Annotated in this window: 20 protein-coding genes; 17 read left to right on the forward strand and 3 right to left on the reverse strand. The window is 62.6% G+C overall.

Going from position 1 to position 18,002, the window contains the following annotated elements:
- Window positions 1-121: 121 nt before the first annotated feature.
- From FH041_RS02090 to FH041_RS02105, 4 genes are read left to right on the forward strand one after another with little or no spacing between them, the layout of a single operon-like run.
- The gene (locus tag FH041_RS02090) at window positions 122-910 is read left to right on the forward strand and encodes a ParA family protein (RefSeq protein WP_028687985.1); all 789 of its coding nucleotides are present in this window, start codon (window positions 122-124) and stop codon (window positions 908-910) included.
- Window positions 910-1,842 carry a CheW domain-containing protein gene (locus FH041_RS02095; protein WP_027915966.1) on the forward strand — a complete coding sequence of 311 codons (933 nt, stop codon included), beginning with the start codon at window positions 910-912 and terminating at the stop codon, window positions 1,840-1,842. The genes FH041_RS02090 and FH041_RS02095 overlap by 1 nt, the downstream gene beginning before the upstream one ends.
- Window positions 1,843-1,846: 4 nt before the next feature.
- The gene (locus FH041_RS02100; protein WP_003254393.1) at window positions 1,847-2,326 is read left to right on the forward strand and encodes a chemotaxis protein CheW; all 480 of its coding nucleotides are present in this window, start codon (window positions 1,847-1,849) and stop codon (window positions 2,324-2,326) included.
- 1 nt (window position 2,327) lies between these two features.
- Window positions 2,328-2,723: a DUF2802 domain-containing protein gene (locus tag FH041_RS02105; protein ID WP_023533917.1), complete on the forward strand. Its 396-nt coding sequence runs from the start codon at window positions 2,328-2,330 to the stop codon at window positions 2,721-2,723.
- A 32-nt stretch (window positions 2,724-2,755) separates the two neighbouring features.
- Here FH041_RS02105 and FH041_RS02110 read toward each other — a convergent pair whose 3' ends face one another.
- The 3 genes from FH041_RS02110 to FH041_RS02120 all read right to left on the reverse strand — a co-directional run bounded on the left by FH041_RS02110 (window position 2,756) and on the right by FH041_RS02120 (window position 7,417).
- Window positions 2,756-5,464, reverse strand: coding sequence for a dermonecrotic toxin domain-containing protein (locus FH041_RS02110; protein WP_140174138.1), 2,709 nt, complete (start codon window positions 5,462-5,464; stop codon window positions 2,756-2,758).
- A gap of 73 nt (window positions 5,465-5,537) precedes the next feature.
- Window positions 5,538-5,870, reverse strand: coding sequence for an EscU/YscU/HrcU family type III secretion system export apparatus switch protein (locus tag FH041_RS02115; RefSeq protein ID WP_027915968.1), 333 nt, complete (start codon window positions 5,868-5,870; stop codon window positions 5,538-5,540).
- Window positions 5,867-7,417, reverse strand: coding sequence for a flagellar hook-length control protein FliK (locus FH041_RS02120; RefSeq protein WP_128610315.1), 1,551 nt, complete (start codon window positions 7,415-7,417; stop codon window positions 5,867-5,869). Before FH041_RS02120 ends, FH041_RS02115 begins: the two co-directional genes overlap by 4 nt.
- A gap of 161 nt (window positions 7,418-7,578) precedes the next feature.
- On the opposite strand from FH041_RS02120, the gene ccmA reads away from it, so the two are divergent.
- The 13 genes from ccmA (at window position 7,579) to FH041_RS02185 (ending at window position 17,958) form a co-directional block, all read left to right on the forward strand.
- A complete protein-coding gene (gene ccmA, locus FH041_RS02125) occupies window positions 7,579-8,211 on the forward strand; it encodes a cytochrome c biogenesis heme-transporting ATPase CcmA (protein ID WP_140174139.1) in 633 nt (210 codons plus the stop codon).
- Window positions 8,208-8,876: a heme exporter protein CcmB gene (gene ccmB, locus FH041_RS02130; RefSeq protein ID WP_027915971.1), complete on the forward strand. Its 669-nt coding sequence runs from the start codon at window positions 8,208-8,210 to the stop codon at window positions 8,874-8,876. The genes ccmA and ccmB overlap by 4 nt, the downstream gene beginning before the upstream one ends.
- Before the next feature lie 45 nt (window positions 8,877-8,921).
- Window positions 8,922-9,689 carry a heme ABC transporter permease gene (locus FH041_RS02135; RefSeq protein ID WP_027915972.1) on the forward strand — a complete coding sequence of 256 codons (768 nt, stop codon included), beginning with the start codon at window positions 8,922-8,924 and terminating at the stop codon, window positions 9,687-9,689.
- Entirely contained in the window at window positions 9,686-9,862 is a 177-nt protein-coding gene (ccmD, locus tag FH041_RS02140; protein ID WP_023533952.1) for a heme exporter protein CcmD, read from the forward strand. The genes FH041_RS02135 and ccmD overlap by 4 nt, the downstream gene beginning before the upstream one ends.
- The gene (gene ccmE, locus FH041_RS02145; protein ID WP_110607609.1) at window positions 9,859-10,314 is read left to right on the forward strand and encodes a cytochrome c maturation protein CcmE; all 456 of its coding nucleotides are present in this window, start codon (window positions 9,859-9,861) and stop codon (window positions 10,312-10,314) included. The genes ccmD and ccmE overlap by 4 nt, the downstream gene beginning before the upstream one ends.
- Before the next feature lie 11 nt (window positions 10,315-10,325).
- Window positions 10,326-12,299 carry a heme lyase CcmF/NrfE family subunit gene (locus FH041_RS02150; protein ID WP_173645908.1) on the forward strand — a complete coding sequence of 658 codons (1,974 nt, stop codon included), beginning with the start codon at window positions 10,326-10,328 and terminating at the stop codon, window positions 12,297-12,299.
- Entirely contained in the window at window positions 12,296-12,832 is a 537-nt protein-coding gene (locus FH041_RS02155; protein WP_023533963.1) for a DsbE family thiol:disulfide interchange protein, read from the forward strand. The genes FH041_RS02150 and FH041_RS02155 overlap by 4 nt, the downstream gene beginning before the upstream one ends.
- Window positions 12,829-13,305 carry a cytochrome c-type biogenesis protein gene (locus tag FH041_RS02160; protein ID WP_027915975.1) on the forward strand — a complete coding sequence of 159 codons (477 nt, stop codon included), beginning with the start codon at window positions 12,829-12,831 and terminating at the stop codon, window positions 13,303-13,305. The genes FH041_RS02155 and FH041_RS02160 overlap by 4 nt, the downstream gene beginning before the upstream one ends.
- Complete coding sequence (gene ccmI, locus FH041_RS02165; RefSeq protein WP_027915976.1) at window positions 13,298-14,488, forward strand: c-type cytochrome biogenesis protein CcmI; 1,191 nt, start codon at window positions 13,298-13,300, stop codon at window positions 14,486-14,488. The genes FH041_RS02160 and ccmI overlap by 8 nt, the downstream gene beginning before the upstream one ends.
- A gap of 11 nt (window positions 14,489-14,499) precedes the next feature.
- Window positions 14,500-14,922: a hypothetical protein gene (locus FH041_RS02170; RefSeq protein ID WP_027915977.1), complete on the forward strand. Its 423-nt coding sequence runs from the start codon at window positions 14,500-14,502 to the stop codon at window positions 14,920-14,922.
- Window positions 14,923-15,735: 813 nt separating this feature from the next.
- Window positions 15,736-16,674, forward strand: coding sequence for a 2-hydroxyacid dehydrogenase (locus tag FH041_RS02175; protein WP_027915978.1), 939 nt, complete (start codon window positions 15,736-15,738; stop codon window positions 16,672-16,674).
- A gap of 51 nt (window positions 16,675-16,725) precedes the next feature.
- A complete protein-coding gene (locus tag FH041_RS02180; RefSeq protein WP_049695636.1) occupies window positions 16,726-17,514 on the forward strand; it encodes a PhzF family phenazine biosynthesis protein in 789 nt (262 codons plus the stop codon).
- 105 nt (window positions 17,515-17,619) lie between these two features.
- Entirely contained in the window at window positions 17,620-17,958 is a 339-nt protein-coding gene (locus tag FH041_RS02185) for an FKBP-type peptidyl-prolyl cis-trans isomerase (RefSeq protein WP_027915980.1), read from the forward strand.
- Window positions 17,959-18,002 lie beyond the last annotated feature (44 nt).

Here is an 18,002-nt window from a genome sequence, read left to right on the forward strand (position 1 = left end):
TCGCCCCATTGGCGGATGTCCATGCACGGCGCCTGACCGACAGCCATCCACGCCTTTCATTTTCCAGCAAGGCAGCGGGCACACCACGCGCCCTGCCTCACCCACGGACAGAGTTTGCCTGATGAGAGTCTGGGCAGTAGCCAATCAAAAAGGTGGCGTCGGCAAGACCACCACCACCATCGCCCTGGCTGGCCTTCTGGCCGACGCCGGCAAGCGTGTAATCGTTGTCGATCTTGATCCGCATGGGTCGATGACCAGCTATTTCGGGCATAATCCCGATGCGCTGGAGCACAGCTGCTACGACCTGTTCCTGCACAAGGGCAGCGTTCCGGACGGGCTGCCGGGGCAGTTGCTGTTGCCAACCAGTGACGAGCGCATTTCATTGCTTCCCTCTAGCACTGCCCTTGCTGTGCTGGAGCGTCAATCGCCCGGTCAGAACGGTCTGGGGCTGGTCATCGCCAAGAGTCTGGCGCAGTTGTGGCAAGACTTCGACTTCGCATTGATCGACAGCCCCCCTTTGCTAGGGGTGTTGATGGTCAATGCGCTGGCGGCCAGCCAGCAACTGGTCATCCCGGTGCAGACCGAGTTCCTGGCCGTCAAGGGACTTGAGCGCATGGTCGGCACCCTTGCCATGATCAACCGCTCCCGGCGCCAGGCGCTGCCTTACCAGATCGTGCCGACGTTGTTCGACCGACGTACCCAGGCGTCCCTGGGAACGCTCAAGTTGCTGCGCGATGCCTACGGCGAACAGGTATGGCAGGGCTACATTCCCGTGGACACGCGGCTGCGCGATGCCAGCCGCAAGGGCGTCACGCCGTCGCAATTCGACAACAAGAGCCGAGGGCTGGTGGCCTATCGGGCGCTGCTCAAGCACTTGTTGACCTACAAGCCCGCGGCGCAGGTGGCCTGATGACACAAACACGGCAAGTGAGCAGCAAGCCCCAGTTGGCCCTGCAGTCCTATCTTGACGGTCTGCTCCAGGAAGCCACCGAGCCCTTGGAGACGCCGCCACCGCCAGGCGCGGCAGATGACTTCGCCCTGGCGGTGCGCCAGGAGCAGGCCCGCGATGCGCGTCAGCCTGGCCAGGCCACGCAGGCACAACCGGCGCCGCCCGCACCTGAGCGGCCGTTCGCCGAGCCCAGGCTTGCGGTGTTGCCTAGTGTCATACCTGTGCAGCCGCCCGTGGTGGCGGTGGTGGAACAGGCAGTGGTGGCCGAGGCCAGCATCCCGGTCTTGACTGATACCCCGGCTGTGGAGCCGGCAATGCCCCTGGTGGACGTCCACCTGCCTGCACCGGACGTGCCCGTACCGCCGGCCACCGTCGATGGGCGCCCGGCCTGGGCTGCCGAGCCGTTCGAGTGCCTGCTGTTCGATGTGGCCGGCCTGACCCTGGCCGTGCCGCTGGTGTGCCTGGGCTCGATCTACACCTTGGCCGACCGCGAGCTGACGCCGCTGTTCGGGCAGCCCGAGTGGTTCCTGGGCATCCTCACCTGCCAGGCTGGCAACCTCAAGGTGCTCGACACCGCGCGCTGGGTCATGCCTGACCGCTACCGCGATGATTTCCGTCAGGGCCTGCAATACGTCATTTCTGTCCAGGGCTACGAGTGGGGGCTGGCTGTGCATCAGGTCAGCCGCTCGCTGCGCCTGGACCCGTCCGAGATCAAGTGGCGTAGCCAGCGGGGCCAGCGGCCGTGGCTGGCCGGCACGGTCATTGAACACATGTGTGCACTGCTGGACGTGGCGGAGCTGGCCGAGTTGATCGCCAGCGGCGCCGTCAAGCAGTTGCACGCCAAACAGCACATCACACCGAACACACCGCCAAAGGCGGATTTCAAGGGGTAGGGGAATGAAAAAGTCGTCCGCACAAGGTTCTGAAGATCCGATCCTGCAGTGGGTTACCTTCCGTCTGGACAACGAGTCCTACGGCATCAACGTGATGCAGGTACAAGAAGTGCTGCGCTACACGGAAATCGCCCCAGTGCCGGGTGCGCCCAGCTATGTGCTGGGTATCATCAACCTGCGCGGCAACGTGGTGACCGTGATCGACACGCGCCAGCGCTTCGGGCTGATGCCAACCGAGGTCACCGACAACACTCGCATCGTCATCATCGAAGCTGACAAGCAAGTGGTCGGCATTCTGGTCGATAGCGTCGCCGAGGTGGTGTACCTGCGCCAGTCCGAGATCGAAACCGCGCCCAACGTCGGCAACGAAGAATCGGCCAAGTTCATCCAGGGCGTGTGCAACAAGAACGGCGAATTGCTGATTCTGGTCGAGCTGGACAAGATGATGACCGAGGAAGAGTGGTCGGAACTGGAGAACATCTGACTTGATTTTCGAGGTCGGCGTCATCTTACTGGCCCTGCTGTGGGCCTTGAGCCTGTGGTTCTTCCTGAACTACACCAAGCGTCAGCGCGAGCTGGCTGCGCAGCAGGCCATTGGCGATGCCTTGCGCGACCAGCGTATCAAGGACCTCGGCAAGCGGCTCGATGACTACCAGAACGTCACCGTGCGCATGGGCGACGCCATCCATGAGCTGCGCGGTGCGGTGGCCACGCTGCCCGACCGGCTGGAACGGCTGGAGCAGCGTGACCCGAGCAGCGTCACCTTCACCCAGGCTGCACGGCTGGTCGGCATGGGCGCTAGCGTGTCGGAACTCACCGAAACCTGCGGCCTGACCCAGGCCGAGGCCGAGCTGATGAGCAAGCTGCATCGCAACGACTGAACATCAGGGCGGCGCCAGTCGCCCTGTGCGTTTCAAGGTTTGCCCCACGAATGGTAGTTGCCCACTTGTGCAACATTGCCCAGTGCCAAGTCGTGGGTAATCGCCGCCTTTACCGCCTGCGTCTTGCCAATGGTCAGAAACAGCGGTTTGGTCTGTGGCAATGTGTGCAGGTTGGTGAGTTGGCGCAAGCAGTAGAGCCGGGGTAGGTGCTGATCGATCACATCATTGAGCACTGCGGGGCCCGTCAAGTGATTCAGGCGTCTGGCATACGCCTTGAAACCGGCAGTGCCGGTGATGGGCCTGTGCTGATAAAAGTCTGGCATGGCCTGGTAGCGTTCGTGCATGAGATCGCTGATCGCCTGCAGGTTGGGGTTTGAAGGATGAGTGCCAATCATGTTGGTGTTGTAGTGGCAGTGCATGCCGAGCGTATCGTTGTTTGTAGGGTCACCCAGGATGAAACCGTCCTGTGTCGTGGCCAGTTCGACGGTTTCGATAGCGGCGCGAGCAGGGTCCTGCGGTGCCTCGGGATGGGGTAGCAGCGAATCGTCGACATCCATGTAGATGCCCCCCAAACTGTCGAGCATTGAATAGCGCAAGATGTCCGATGCCGAAGCGTAATTGGCCCCAGGATCGCTGGTGGCATGCTGGTATTGCTCGAAATTCACGCTTTCAGTGAAGTGCGCATAGAACGGCTGCTCCTCCAAAGGCAGCACTTCAAGCCTGGGCGCGCGTTCATTGAGCAGTTGCCGATTGGCTTCAAAGGCCTGGGGTTCTGCCTTGGACACGTACAGGCGGTAACTGTAATTGCTGTTGCTCAGGCGCTCTGCGTTGGCGGCCAAGTTGTCTACAAGCTCAGGCGCGATGATCTTGTTGCCTACCCATAGGCTGGAAATGGTTTTGGGAATAGGCTGAGCCGCCGAGTGGTCGACGGCAGGGATATCGAGCGGTAATGGCAGATCAATACCAAGGCCCCTGAGCGTTGCCGTGCGCATTTCGTCGGTAACCGGGCGCGTCGTGATATCCACTGGGGTAAGGCCACGATGGCCCGGGGTCACCTGGTAATAGGTTGGGTCCACATCGTTGACTGCATCATCGACGATGAAAGCATCGTGTTCACTGTCGTACAGCACGTTTGCGTTGTAACCGCCGATTTCCCCTTGCAGCTGCGCGGGTCCCTGCTCACTGACAGGTATTCGAATGATGGATCGCGCGACCGGGCTATCGTCAGCCGGCACGGGCTGCAGCGCATCGCCGAAGAAATCGCCGATGTCCGGCTCGGAAAAATGCGGTGGGTTTATCGGGCTCAGCGGGTAGCCCAATTGGTCGTTCAAACGGATGGGCGTGAAGAAGCGCGAGCGTTGTGCGCAGAACACTTCTGTTGCGCGCGTCGTGGCCTCGCCAACCAGGGGGAGGGCGTTGAACAGTCCGTAAACCGTGTTGCTGACGCCCTGCGCTTTGTCCTCCAGTGTCTTGCCATTGATGGCCTGATCCAGGCCCAGGCCAAACTGAGCGGCGCCTGCCAACGCAAGCATAGGTGCCAGGGCAGGAATCACGATCGCCAGTGGTGCCAGTAAATTGATCGAGGCGAGCACATAGCCTCGCCATTTTGCCTTGGTCACGGCTTGGTCACTGGTGATGATGAAGTCCGCATCGGCGTAACTGCGCACGCGCTGACGCTCAGTAAGCACGGCAAACAAGTCATCCTTGATCGACGGGCTGTACTGTTTGGTCTTGTAGTAGACGTATTGCCGCGGCGGCCACTGACCATCGGTTGTGAAACCGGAACGATTGGGCGATCGATGATAAACGGCAGGATAGGCGCCTAACCCCTCGAGCGCCGTATCCAAGCCGCTGAAGTCCAGCCCGTCTGGCGTATCGGCTAGCCGGAAATATCGGCGCAGTGCCTCACGCTTCTCTGCAACGCGGCACTGGTCACCAAACCAGTCTTTCATGCTGTCCAGGCTTGCGAACTCATGGAAAGGCGAGGCATTACCTGGAAGGTACAGCACCACCCCGCGCCTGTGCTGGTCAGCGATTGCGATCAGGTCGGTGGCTGTGTAGCCATAGACATTGAGCGCCCGGATTCTGAGACTGGTAGCGCGAGGCGCCAGGCCTGCTGCTTCCCAGAGCATCTGGCGCGCCGTGTCGCTGAGCGAGCCCTCTTGCACTTGCTTGTTGCAAGCCGCTACGAAGCCGATTTGCAGGCATTGCTGGTGGCTGTCACGGGCGTTGTGCCAGTAATCGTCGAGCATGGCGACGAAACGGGTGTGAAAATCCAGCTCCCAGATGGCGTGCTGCATGGCTTCGACGTCGATGGGCAGGTGGGTCGAGCTGTCGTAGCGTGCGGGTTGGGTTCTGCGGAACAGCCCATTGAAGACCGAATAGGCAGGTCTGTTGTCCAGCACGCTATTCTCGGGCAGGCGGTTGACGATTTTGAACGGGCGCGATGGCATGTGACCTGCCCACTCGCCAGGAAGCAGCTGCCCCAACAGATTCTTGCAGGTTTCCCCCTGCCAGTTCGACAGCACCGCCTGGGTCAGCGAAAGCCGTTGCATCACGACGGCCTCATCGCCCCGGTAGTGCAAGGTGACGACATCCGTCTGATCCGGATCCAGGTCATGGCCTTGCCGCTGAGCCCACTCGCGTATAGCAGCGGCGGCCTGGCGATCTGGGCGCGGTATGTTGCGCAGGTGATTACGCACGTACCGTTGGCCGACTGAGTTGACGAAGGTAGTAGCCATGGTTATCGACTCATGTAGTGGATAGAGCCGATACAGTGTCGATGCGCCTGCAGTTTTGGGTCGTAGCCAACTACTACCCTTCAGGCAAACGCAAGTGCGCCGGGGTAATGTCCCTCGGCTCAGCCGGGGTGTCCTCGAAGCCCGGTGGTACTTTGCCGCGCAGCTGCCAGGCGAAAGCGATGACTTCGGCGATGGTCAGATACAGCGCCTCAGGGATCTGTTCGCCCAGTTCAAGACGCGCCAGTAAACGAACCAGCTCAGGGTTTTCATAAATGGGCACTTCATGTTCGCGGGCCAGGGCCAGGATGGCGTCTGCCAACTCATCGTCACCTTTGGCGCTCAGTGTCGGCGCCTGCTGCCCGTCGTAGCTCAGCGCCACGGCCTGACGCGGGTTAGGGTTACTCATGCGTTTTCATCCACCCAACGTTGTTCGACCCTGGTACGTGAGCCTTGTGCAGGCCTGCCGGGGTAGCAGTGCAGATCATCGACCAGCAGACCGCGGGCCAGCAGGCGCTCACGCAGCGCGCCAAGCTGCCCTTCGATCAGGCGGGCGGTCTGTTCGCGTTCGGCCCACAGCTGGCCGTTCAGACGGCCCTGTGTCAGCTGGGCCTGGACTTGAAGCGGCCCGAGCGGCGGCAGATCGAAAGCCAGCTCGATACGCCACAACGGTTGCAGCGTTTCAGGCGCCTCACGCTCGCGGTCGGCTTGCTGCTGAGGTGTCTCTTCGCGCTGAAGCTTGATTTGCAAGGGCACGAAATCCTGTCCATGGCGAATGGGCACTTCGGTCTGCCAAGTGGTCTGCAGGTTGCCGTTTTCCAGCGTGCCGCTTTGCTGCAGGCTGCTCATGGCGTGGCTTTGCAGGCGAGAGACGGCGGCTGCTGCCAGGCGCAGCAGCTGTTCCAGGTCCCCTTCTTCTTCCATCGCCTGCAATAACCTGGAGGGGAGGGGGAACGCGCCGGGCTGGGGTTTGGGGCTTACCCGCTCCAGCATGCCCAGGGCGTTTCGGACCAGGGCGGGCATGGCCGCGGCCACGCTCGCCGCTGGTGTCCCGAGGGCGCTACTGGCACTGATCTGGTTGATCAATTGCAGCATGTTTGCCTTAAGGTCAGTGGCCAGCGTGGCTGTCGCCCCTGTCATCAACTTGGCCTCGAGAAAGGCGCCGCTGTTGAGCAACGCCTGAGCAACGGCTTTGGCATCCCCCAGTTGCTGGACTGTCGGCAGCGCGCCAAGCAATCGTTCGACGGTCGTGCGCAGCGCGCTGTCAGTCCCGGCGTCGCGTGCCAACTGTTGCAAACCGGCCAGCAGGCCTGGCAGCGACGCCTGACGGTTCTGCTGGCTGCCAAGGTGCTGGGCGATGCCCAATTGATCCTGCCTGCCGGCCAGGGGGACGAACTGCAGCGACTGGTCGTCCTGTACCCGTGCGCTGAGCAGGCTGCCGATTGCCAACGGTCGGGGGCTGTCCACGGCCAGCACGGCACCGGCTTGGGCGGTATTGAGAAGGCTCACCAGCGCCCGGTAGCTTGCAGGCTGACCCGGTACTTCAGGGAGTAGTTGGTTGGTCATGACCTTACCCTGCACCAGGGTACCGACCGGTACCTGCGTAGTATCCAGGCGGGTGAGGGTTGCGATTTGGCTAGCGCTGGCCTGCTGCAGCAAAATGGCCAGACGCCCGGCTTCAGGTTGGCTGACGGTCACTTGGCTGCCTTGGGGCAAAGGCTGGCTGGCGCTGGCTTGCAGTTGAGTCTGCAGACCGTTGGCTTGCAGCAAGCGCAATACCAACTGGAACTCCTGGCCAGTCTGGCGCATGGCAACCACTTCGGCCTGCGCCGTCTCCCCAGGGCTCAGCAAACCCGGTTGAGCCTGGGTGAGGCGCAGCAATTCGCCGGTCATGGCAGCCTTGATCGCTTGGGCTCCAGTGACGGTTTGCGGGCCGAGACTATTGATTTCAGTCATGATTGTATACAACCTTAGGCGCTCAGCCTCTTGGCAGCAGGGCTGTGCATGTAATAATGCCGCCCGCCCGTAGTTGCCACTGTAACGGCAGCGCATCGGGCGACTTGAGTGGCAGGGCTCCGGGCACCGTCACCCGAACCCTAGAACGATAAGGCGAAACCGTGACCCTTCATCTTCAAGCCGTGGGCCTGGCCTGCGAGCGCGACTGGCGTCTGCTGTTCGAGCACCTTGCCTTCGAGCTGCGGCCCGGCGACATGCTACAGATCAGCGGCCCCAACGGCAGCGGCAAGACCAGCCTGCTGCGCCTGCTGGCTGGCCTGATGCAGCCGACCGCCGGTCAGATCCTGCTCGGTGGCCGTCCGCTGGATGAACAGCGGCATGCGTTGGCCAGCAGCCTTGTGTGGATTGGCCATGCTGCGGGCATCAAGGAACTGCTCACGGCCGAAGAGAACCTGACCTGGCTGTGCGCGCTGCACCGTCCAGCCAGCCGCGAACAGATCTGGCAGGCCCTGGCTGCCGTTGGGCTGCGTGGTTTCGAGGACGTGCCCTGCCATACTTTGTCGGCAGGGCAGCAACGCCGCGTGGCCCTGGCGCGCCTGCACTTGGCAGCTGCGCCGTTGTGGATCCTGGACGAACCGTTCACTGCCCTGGACAAACAGGGTGTCGCGGACCTGGAGGCCCACTTGGCCGGCCATTGCGAACACGGTGGCACCGTGGTGCTGACCACCCACCACACCTTGTCCCACACGCCTGCGGGCTACCGAGAACTCAACCTGGGGCAATGGGCAGCATGAGCGTCTTCACCCTGTTGTTGCGGCGCGAGGCGCGGTTGCTGTTCCGCCGTCCTGCGGAGCTTGCCAACCCGCTGGTGTTCTTCGCCATCGTGGTGGCCTTGTTCCCCTTGGCGGTTGGCGCGCAGACCCAGATGTTGCAGAACCTGTCCCCGGGGCTGGTGTGGGTGGCCGCATTGCTGGCGGTGTTGTTATCGCTCGATGGCCTGTTTCGCAGCGATTTCGAGGACGGTTCACTGGAGCAGTGGGTACTCTCGCCGCATCCGCTGGCACTGATGGTGTTGGCCAAGGTGCTGGCGCACTGGTTGTTCTCCGGGCTTGCGCTGGTGTTGCTGGCACCTTTGCTGGCGCTGATGCTCGGCTTGCCAGGGCACTGCCTGCCGGTACTGCTGGGCTCGCTGCTGCTGGGTACGCCGGTATTGAGTCTGTTGGGCGCAGTGGGCGCCGCGCTGACGGTCGGCCTCAAGCGCGGCGGTTTGTTGCTGGCGTTGCTGATCCTGCCGTTGTATATCCCTGTATTGATCCTGGGCAGTGGTGCCTTGCAGGCGGCGTTGCAGAATATGCCCGCCGCTGGCCACCTGCTCTGGCTCGCCAGCCTGACGGCCCTGGCCGTGACCCTGGCACCCTTTGCGATCGCCGCCGGCCTGAAAATCAGCGTCGGCGAATAACGAGCCTGGGCTTTGAAGCCTGGCCAATACCCTGGATGCACCCTGATGAAAATGAGCTGGACGTGGTTTCACAAGCTGGGCTCTCCGAAATGGTTCTACGCCATTAGCGGGCGCATGTTGCCCTGGCTGTCCATCGCTGCCGTTGTATTGCTAGTGGTTGGCACGGTCTGGGGGCTGGTCTTTGCGCCCCAGGACTACCAGCAGGGCAACAGCTTTCGCATCATCTATATCCATGTCCCGGCAGCGATGCTGGCGCAGTCCTGTTATGTCCTGCTGGCGGTGGCCGGTGTGGTGGGGCTGGTGTGGAAGATGAAGCTGGCCGATGTCGCCCTGCAATGCGCCGCCCCCATCGGCGCCTGGATGACCGCCGTGGCGCTGGTGACCGGGGCCATCTGGGGCAAGCCAACCTGGGGCAGCTGGTGGGTGTGGGATGCGCGCCTTACCTCGATGCTCATCCTCTTGTTCCTGTACTTCGGCATCATTGCGCTGGGCCAGGCAATCAGTAATCGTGACAGCTCGGCGAAAGCCTGCGCCGTGCTGGCCATCGTTGGGGTGGTGAACATCCCCATCATCAAGTATTCGGTCCAGTGGTGGAACACGCTGCATCAGGGCGCCACTTTCACCCTGACCGAAAAGCCCGCGATGCCCGCCGACATGTGGTTGCCGCTGTTGTGTACGGCGCTGGGCTTCTACTGCTTTTTCGGCGCGGTGCTTCTGATGCGCATGCGCCTTGAGGTGCTCAAGCGCGAGGCGCGTGCCAGTTGGGTGAAGGAAGAGGTATCGAACAGCCTGGGTGGGAGGGCCGTGCCATGAGTTTCGCCAGTTTCGGCGACTTTATCGCCATGGGTCATCACGGCCTTTATGTGTGGTCGGCCTACGGCATCTGCGCCGCTGTGCTGGCGCTCAACGTCGCCGTACCGGTGCTGGCCCGGCGCCGTTACCTGCAAGAAGAGGCGCGCCGCTTGCGCCGGGAGAAAACGCAGTGAATCCGCAGCGCAAGAAACGCCTGTTGCTCATCATCGGTCTGCTGGTCGGCGTGGGGGTTGCCGTGGGCTTTGCCCTCACTGCCTTGCAACAGAACATCAACCTGTTCTACACCCCCACCCAGATCGCCAATGGCGAGGCTCCGCTGGACACGCGTATCCGCGCCGGCGGCATGGTCGAACAGGGCTCGGTGCAACGCTCCTCCGACTCGCTGGACGTGCGGTTCGTGGTCACCGATTTCAACAAGTCCGTGCCCATCACGTACCGCGGCATCCTTCCGGACCTGTTCCGTGAAGGGCAGGGCATCGTGGCCTTGGGCAAGCTCAACGGCGACGGCGTGGTGGTGGCCGACGAAGTGCTGGCCAAGCATGACGAAAAGTACATGCCTCCCGAAGTCAGCAAGGCGCTGAAGGAAAGCGGCCAGGCGGCAGCCCAGACGGGGGAGCGGCCATGAACGCAGCGTTGGTGATACCTGAACTCGGTCAACTGTCGATGATTCTGGCCATCTGTTTCGCTGCCGTGCAGGCCAGCCTGCCGCTGCTCGGGGCGTGGCGTGGTGACAGCTTGTGGATGAGCCTGGCGCGGCCCGCAGCCTGGGGGCAGTTCGCCTTCCTGACGTTCGCGTTCGCGTGCCTGACCCACGCCTTCATGACCGACAACTTTTCGGTTGCCTACGTGGCCAGCAACTCGAACAGCGCATTACCCTGGTACTACAAGTTCAGCGCAGTCTGGGGGGCGCATGAAGGCTCCCTGCTGCTCTGGGCGCTGATTCTGGGGGGCTGGACCTTTGCCGTGTCGGTGTTCTCGCGGCAATTGCCCCAGGTGATGCTCGCCCGGGTGCTGGCGGTCATGGGCATGATCAGCGTGGGCTTTCTGAGCTTTTTGATCATCACCTCCAACCCGTTCCAGCGCCTGCTGCCTCAGGTGCCTGTCGATGGCCGTGACCTCAACCCGCTGCTGCAGGACATTGGCCTGATCGTGCATCCGCCAATGCTGTACATGGGCTATGTCGGCTTTTCGGTCGCCTTCGCCTTTGCCATCGCCGCCTTGCTCGGCGGGCGTCTGGATGCCGCCTGGGCCCGGTGGTCGCGGCCCTGGACCCTGGTAGCCTGGGCCTTCCTGGGCGTGGGTATCACCCTGGGTTCCTGGTGGGCGTACTACGAACTGGGCTGGGGTGGCTGGTGGTTCTGGGACCCGGTGGAAAACGCATCGTTCATGCCCTGGCTGGTAGGGACGGCGCTGATCCACTCCCTGGCGGTGACAGAGAAGCGCGGGGTGTTCAAAAGCTGGACCGTTCTGTTGGCCATCGCTGCGTTCTCACTGAGCCTGCTAGGGACGTTCCTGGTGCGTTCCGGGGTGCTCACCTCTGTGCATGCCTTTGCCGCCGACCCCTCGCGCGGCATTTTCATTCTGTTCTTCCTGCTGTTCGTGGTCGGCGGCTCGCTGACCCTGTTCGCCCTGCGTGCGCCGGTGGTCAAGAGCCAGGTGGGGTTCGCCCTGTGGTCGCGCGAAACCCTGCTGCTGGCGAACAATCTGGTTCTGGTGGTTGCAGCGTCGATGATCCTGCTAGGCACCTTGTACCCGCTGGTGCTCGACGCCCTGACCGGCGCCAAGCTTTCGGTAGGCCCGCCTTATTTCGATGCCCTGTTCCTGCCGCTGATGGCACTGTTGATGCTGGTGCTGGGGGTAGGGGTAGTGGTGCGGTGGAAGGATACGCCTGGCAAGTGGCTGCTGGGCATGATGACGCCGGTCCTCGTCGGCAGCGCCGTGCTGGCGCCGGTGGCGGGCCTGATCGTCGACGATTTCGACTGGCAGGTACTGACCACGTTCGCTCTGGCTGCCTGGGTGGTGCTCGGAGGGCTGCGCGATGTGTTCGACAAGACGCGCCACAAAGGGCTGCTCAAGGGGCTGCCTGGGCTGGGGCGCAGTTACTGGGGGATGCAGGTCGCTCACCTGGGGCTTGCGGTGTGTGCCCTCGGGGTGGTGCTGTCGAGCAACAATAGCGCCGAGCGTGATCTGCGAATGGCTCCGGGCGAAAGCGTGGAGCTGGGCGGTTATCACTTCCTGTTCCAGGGCGCCAGGCACTTCGAAGGGCCCAACTTCATTTCCGACAAGGGCACAGTGGTGGTCAGCCGCGAGGGTCGTCCTGTGGCCACCCTGCACCCGGAGAAACGCTTGTATACCGTGCAGCAGTCGATGATGACCGAGGCCGGGATCGACGCAGGCTTTACCCGCGACCTGTACGTGGCCCTCGGGGAGCCTTTGGAAAACGGTGCCTGGGCGGTGCGTGTGCATATCAAGCCCTTTGTTCGCTGGATCTGGCTGGGCGGTCTGTTGACGGGCCTAGGCGGATTGCTGGCGGCCCTCGACCGGCGCTACCGCGTCAAGGTCAAGTCCCGGGTGCGTGAGGCCCTGGGCGTGTCTGGAGCAGTTGCATGAAACGTTGGTTGATGGTGGTGCCCCTGGCGGTGTTCCTGCTGGTGGCGGTGTTCCTGTACAAGGGTTTGTTTCTCAAGCCCGATGAATTGCCCTCGGCAATGATCGGCAAACCGTTCCCGGTCTTTTCGCTGGCTTCCACCCAGGGCGACCGTACGCTTACCCAGGCAGACCTGCAGGGCCGGCCTGCGCTGGTCAACGTCTGGGCCACCTGGTGTGCGTCGTGCAAAGTCGAGCATCCTTATCTCAACCAGCTGGCTTCCCAGGGTGTGGTCATCTACGGGGTCAACTACAAGGACGACAACGCCGCAGCGCAGAAGTGGCTGACCGAGTTCCACAACCCCTACCTGCTCGACATCAGCGACGAGCAGGGCAGCCTAGGTCTGGACCTGGGTGTGTACGGTGCGCCGGAGACGTTCCTGATCGATGGCGATGGCGTGATTCGGTACAAGCATGTGGGCGTGGTCGATGCCAGCGTTTGGCGAGAACAGTTGGCGCCACGCTACCAGGCGCTGCTCGACGAGGCGACACCATGAAGCGCTGGTTCGCAGCCCTGGCCTTGAGCCTGTGCGTGGGTGGGGTAGCCAAGGCCGCCATCGATACCTACCAGTTTCGTGACCAGGCCGAGCGTGAGCGCTACCAGCAACTGACCAAGGAATTGCGCTGCCCCAAGTGTCAGAACCAGGATATCGCCGACTCCAACGCACCCATTGCGGCTGACCTGCGCCGGGAAATATTCCGCATGCTGGGGGAGGGCAAGAGCAACCAGCAAATCGTCGACTTCATGGTGGACCGTTATGGCGACTTCGTGCGCTACAAGCCGGCGCTGAGCGGCCGGACCTGGTTGCTCTGGTTCGGCCCGGGCATTCTGCTGGCCGGCGGGTTTGCCGTATTGGCGGTGATTGTACGGCGTCGTCGCCTGGCGTCCGTGCAAGGCACTGATGAATTGTCAGCCGAGGAGCGCGCACGGCTGGCCAACCTGCTGGAAAAAGAACGTACCCATGACTGAATTCTGGCTTAGCGCGGGCTTGTTGCTGCTCGCGGCCCTCAGCTTTCTGCTGATCCCGATCCTGCGTGGCCATCGCCGCCAGCAGGAGCAAGACCGAACAGCGCTCAACGTGGCGCTCTATCAGGAACGCATCGACGCGCTGGCCGCGCAGCAAGCATCGGGTGTGCTCGATGACCTGCAATTGAGTCAGGGCCGCGATGAAGCCGCCCGGGAGTTGCTGGCCGACACCGAGGGCGCCGAACCCGCCAGGCAGCGTCAATTGGGCAAGGCCTTGCCGTTGCTGGCAGCCGTCCTGGTGCCGCTGCTGGCGATGGGGCTGTACCTGCACTTCGGTGCGGCGGACAAAGTGGCCCTGACCCAGGAATTTGCCCAGGCACCGAAGTCGATGGAAGAGATGACGGCACGTCTGGAGCGAGTGGTCCAGGCACAACCTGATTCAGCCGAGGCCGTGTACTTCCTGGGCCGTGCCTACATGGCCGAACAACGCCCTGCCGAGGCGGCCCGCACGTTCGAGCGCGCAGTGGCCATGGCCGGTCGCCAGCCCGAGTTACTGGGCCAGTGGGCCCAGGCCCTGTATTTCGCGGCCGACAAGCGCTGGAGTGCGCAACTGCAGGCATTGACTGACGAAGCGCTCAAAGCCGACCCCAACGAGGTCACCAGCCTGGGCCTGCGTGGAATTGCGGCATTTGAAGGTGAGCGCTATCAGGAGGCTATCGCGTACTGGAAGCGGTTGTTGGCGCAGTTGCCGCAAGGAGATGCTTCGCGCGCTGCATTGCAGGGTGGCATTGACCGTGCGGCCGAGCGGTTGGGCACTCAGACCGCTCAGGTGCCGGCACCTGCTGCGGTGCGTTTGAAGGTGCGGGTGGAATTGGCGCCGGCTTTGCGGGACAAGGTAAAGGCACAGGACACCGTCTTCATTTTCGCCCGCGCCAGCAGTGGCCCGCCCATGCCGCTTGCCGCCAAGCGGGTGACGGTGGCGCAATTGCCGATCGAGGTCGAGCTTTCAGATGCGGATGCGATGATGGCGCAGATGAAACTGTCCGATTTCGCCGAAGTCCAACTGGTTGCGCGTGTTTCCAAGGATGGGCAGCCGACCCGTGGTGAGTGGGTTGGCCAGAGCGCGCCTTTGCCCAATACGACCCAGGCCCAGCAGCGCCTGATCATCGACAGCCCTGATTCGTAAGAGAGTTTCCTATGCACGCGACGGTACGCCTCACCCTGATCACCCTGGCGCTGGGTTTGTCGGCCTGTACGGTGCATGGGCCTTCTTCGCAGCCTGAGCCTGAACCACCGATCGAACGGCTGCCGCCCAAGGGCCCGGTGGTCACGCCGCTGCCGGGTGGGCAGCCTACAGGGCCTGGGAGCAAGCCTGCACCGCCAGCCAAGCCAGTGCCGCGCACCTCGGCAAGCTTTGCGCCGCCGCCGGGCGGGGCGAGCCATTGGGACCCCAAGTTGGGCGTGTATGTGTTGGACAAGAAGCCCAATACCTTCTATCGCCAGCGAACGTATTACCGGTTCGACAATGGCTGGAGCTGGTCGGTGAGCCCGGATGGACCGTGGCAGCAGACCGACAGCAGTGGTGTGCCTGGGGGGCTGGGGCGGGCTTTTGGGCAGTAGTTTTTTTCGACACCCGGCCGGCCGCGATGCGACGCACAGCAGCCTTAGTTATATAGGCGTTCTAACCGACAACCTGGGGCCGCTGCGCGGCCCATCGCGGCACAAGACCGCTCCTACATTAAATGGGATTGCCTTGTAATATTGTGCAAAGCAGTTGCACCGCAATGAGCAAAATGAATGCTTGACCCAAGACACTTCATCCCAAAGAGCGCCAGTCCATTGAAATAGCCGCTCTTGATCTTGATCTTGATCTTGATCTTGATCTTGCTTCTAAGCGCGCGGTAGTTCAGACCCCGCAGATCGCGACTTCAGGAGGCCGAGCGCAGGGCTTGCGGAGGGAGGTGACAGGCATGGATGCCTGTCAAGCGCTGGGCCCCAGGATGGGGCCTGCAGCGCGGTCCTCCCGGGAGCAAGCCCGGAGCGAGGGAACCCCGGAGCGTAGCGTAGGGGCCGGATGATAGGAGCAGGCGGTTTTTGCTTACTTTTTGACAAGACAAAAAGTGAGCCGCCGTAAGGGCGGAAGGGTGACTGTGCGCCACCCTAGCCAATGAATACCTACTCAATATAAATGCCCATGCTAACAATCCAACTCCAGCCTCAAAGACCTGAGCCCCAAGTCCCAGGTTCAAAGTCCCAAGTCCAAAGTCCAAAGTTCAAAGTCCAAAAGCCGCAGAGTCCAATTCAAGATCAAGCTAATTACAAAGCGCCCGCCCCCAAATCCCACTCCCGCCTCCCATACAGCCCCCACCCATAATACCCATTGACTCCACCACCCACCCCCTCCGCATAATCCCCAACCCACCCGGAGGCATCATGCACAAGACAATCCTGGTCCTGGTCGAAACCGTAGACACCTACCTCCCCCTGCTGACAAACGCCGGCTACCACCTCATCCTCGCCCAGACCCCCGACCTGCGCACCCAGGCCATCGAGCAAAACGGCCCCCGCATCGACGCCGTCCTCACCCGCGGCCCCCTCGGCCTGACAGCCAAGGAAATCGACGCACTGCCCAACCTGCAGATCATCTGCGTCATCGGCGCCGGCTATGAGCAGGTCGACCTGCAAGCCGCCCGTGCCCGCCACATCACCGTCACCAACGGCGCCGGCGCCAACGCCGACGCCGTGGCCGATCACGCCATGGCCATGCTCCTGGCACTGCTGCGCAACATCCCGCAAGCCGACGCCAGTACCCGCGCTGGCCAATGGCAGCGCGTGATCAGCCCATCGGTCACAGGTAAACGCCTGGGCATTCTGGGCATGGGCGCCGTTGGCCAGGCCATTGCCAAGCGCGCACACCAGGGGTTCGACATGCCCGTGAGCTACTACAACCGAACACCACGACCGGCGTTGCCCTACACCGGCCATGACAGCGTCCCGGCCCTGGCCGAGGCAGTCGATATTCTCGTGGTCGCCACACCCGGCGGCGCCGACACTCGCCACCTGGTGAATGCACAGGTGCTGAAGGCGCTCGGCCCCCAGGGCTACCTGGTCAACATCGCTCGGGCCAGCGTCGTCGATACCCAGGCCCTGACCCAGGCACTGCAGAGCGGTCAATTGGCCGGTGCGGCCCTGGACGTGTTCGACGAGGAACCTGATGTTCCCGACACCCTCAAGTCGCTTCCGAACACGGTATTGACGCCCCATGTCGCCGGGCAATCGCCAGAGGCGGCAGAAGCCACGGTGACGTTGGTCCTGCGTAACCTCGATGCCTTTTTCGCCGGCAAGCCAGTGCTGACACCGGTGCTTCATTAGGCCCCACACCGCCAATAGCCTGCACAAGGGCAGGCAACAAGGAGCGTATTGATGCAACTCGAAATCTTCCAGGTCGACGCCTTCAGTGCCGAACCCTTCGGCGGTAATCCGGCCGCGGTCATCCCGCTCGATCAGTGGCTGCCCGATGCCGTGCTGCAGCGCATCGCCGAGGAAAACAACCTTTCGGAAACGGCGTATTTCGTGCGCAACGGCGATGTGTTCGACCTGCGCTGGTTCACGCCCACCGTGGAAGTGGACTTGTGCGGTCACGCCACCCTGGCCTCGGCCTACGTGCTGTTCGAACACCTCAAAGAACCGGCGCAGGTGCTGCGCTTCAATACCCGCAGCGGTGAACTGCGGGTAACACGGCAAGCGGACGGCCTGTTGGCCATGGATTTCCCTGCCCGCCAACCTGAGGCCCAGCCAGTGCCAGCCGGTCTGCTGCAAGCATTGGGCCTGCGCCAGGCGCAGGCGGTGTATCGCAGCGATGACTACGTGGTGGTGGTCGATGACCCTGAGTTGCTCGATACCCTCACGCCAGATTTCGTCGAGCTGGCTGGCTTTGACGTGCGCGGTATCGCCGTAACGGCGCCGGGGCGTGGGTTCGACTTCGTGACGCGCTGGTTCGGGCCACGCGTGGGGGTCAATGAAGACCCGGTGACCGGTTCGGCCCATACCTCGCTCGCACCGATCTGGGCACAACGGCTAGGCAAGCAGTCGCTTGAATGCGAGCAAGGCGGTGCGCGCAAGGGCCAGCTGCGCTGCGTGCTCCCGGGCAATGGCCGGGTGATCATCAGTGGGCGGGCGGCGTTGTTCATGCGCGGTACCGTCTACCTGTAAGACGACCCTGTCGTCACCGACGATGCGCAGGCCGACACCAAGGCTTGCCAAATCCGGGCAATGCTGCGAAAAGAACGGCATTTTCGTAGCGGCTGGAGCCTGCGCATGAACCAAGAACTGCAAATCATCGACCTGGTCGAGGGTGACGGCAAGGCGGCCGTCAAAGGTGCGCTGATCACGACCCAATACACCGGGTGGCTGGCCGATGGCACCGAGTTCGACTCCTCCTGGTCACGCGGCAAGCCGTTTCAATGCGTGATCGGTACCGGGCGAGTAATCAAGGGGTGGGACCAGGGCATCATGGGCATGCGCGTTGGCGGCAAGCGCAAACTATTGGTGCCGGCGCACCTGGGTTATGGCGCGCGTAGCGTTGGTTCTATCCCACCTGATTCGGACCTTGCGTTCGAAATCGAGCTGCTCGAAGTGCTGACGCGCGATGACTGACACGATAGCCCCGTAATGCCTGTGCCAGACGCCTGGCACCCTGG

Origin of the sequence: Pseudomonas sp. SWI7 (assembly GCF_006351945.1) — a bacterium.
GTDB lineage: Bacteria > Pseudomonadota > Gammaproteobacteria > Pseudomonadales > Pseudomonadaceae > Aquipseudomonas > Aquipseudomonas fulva.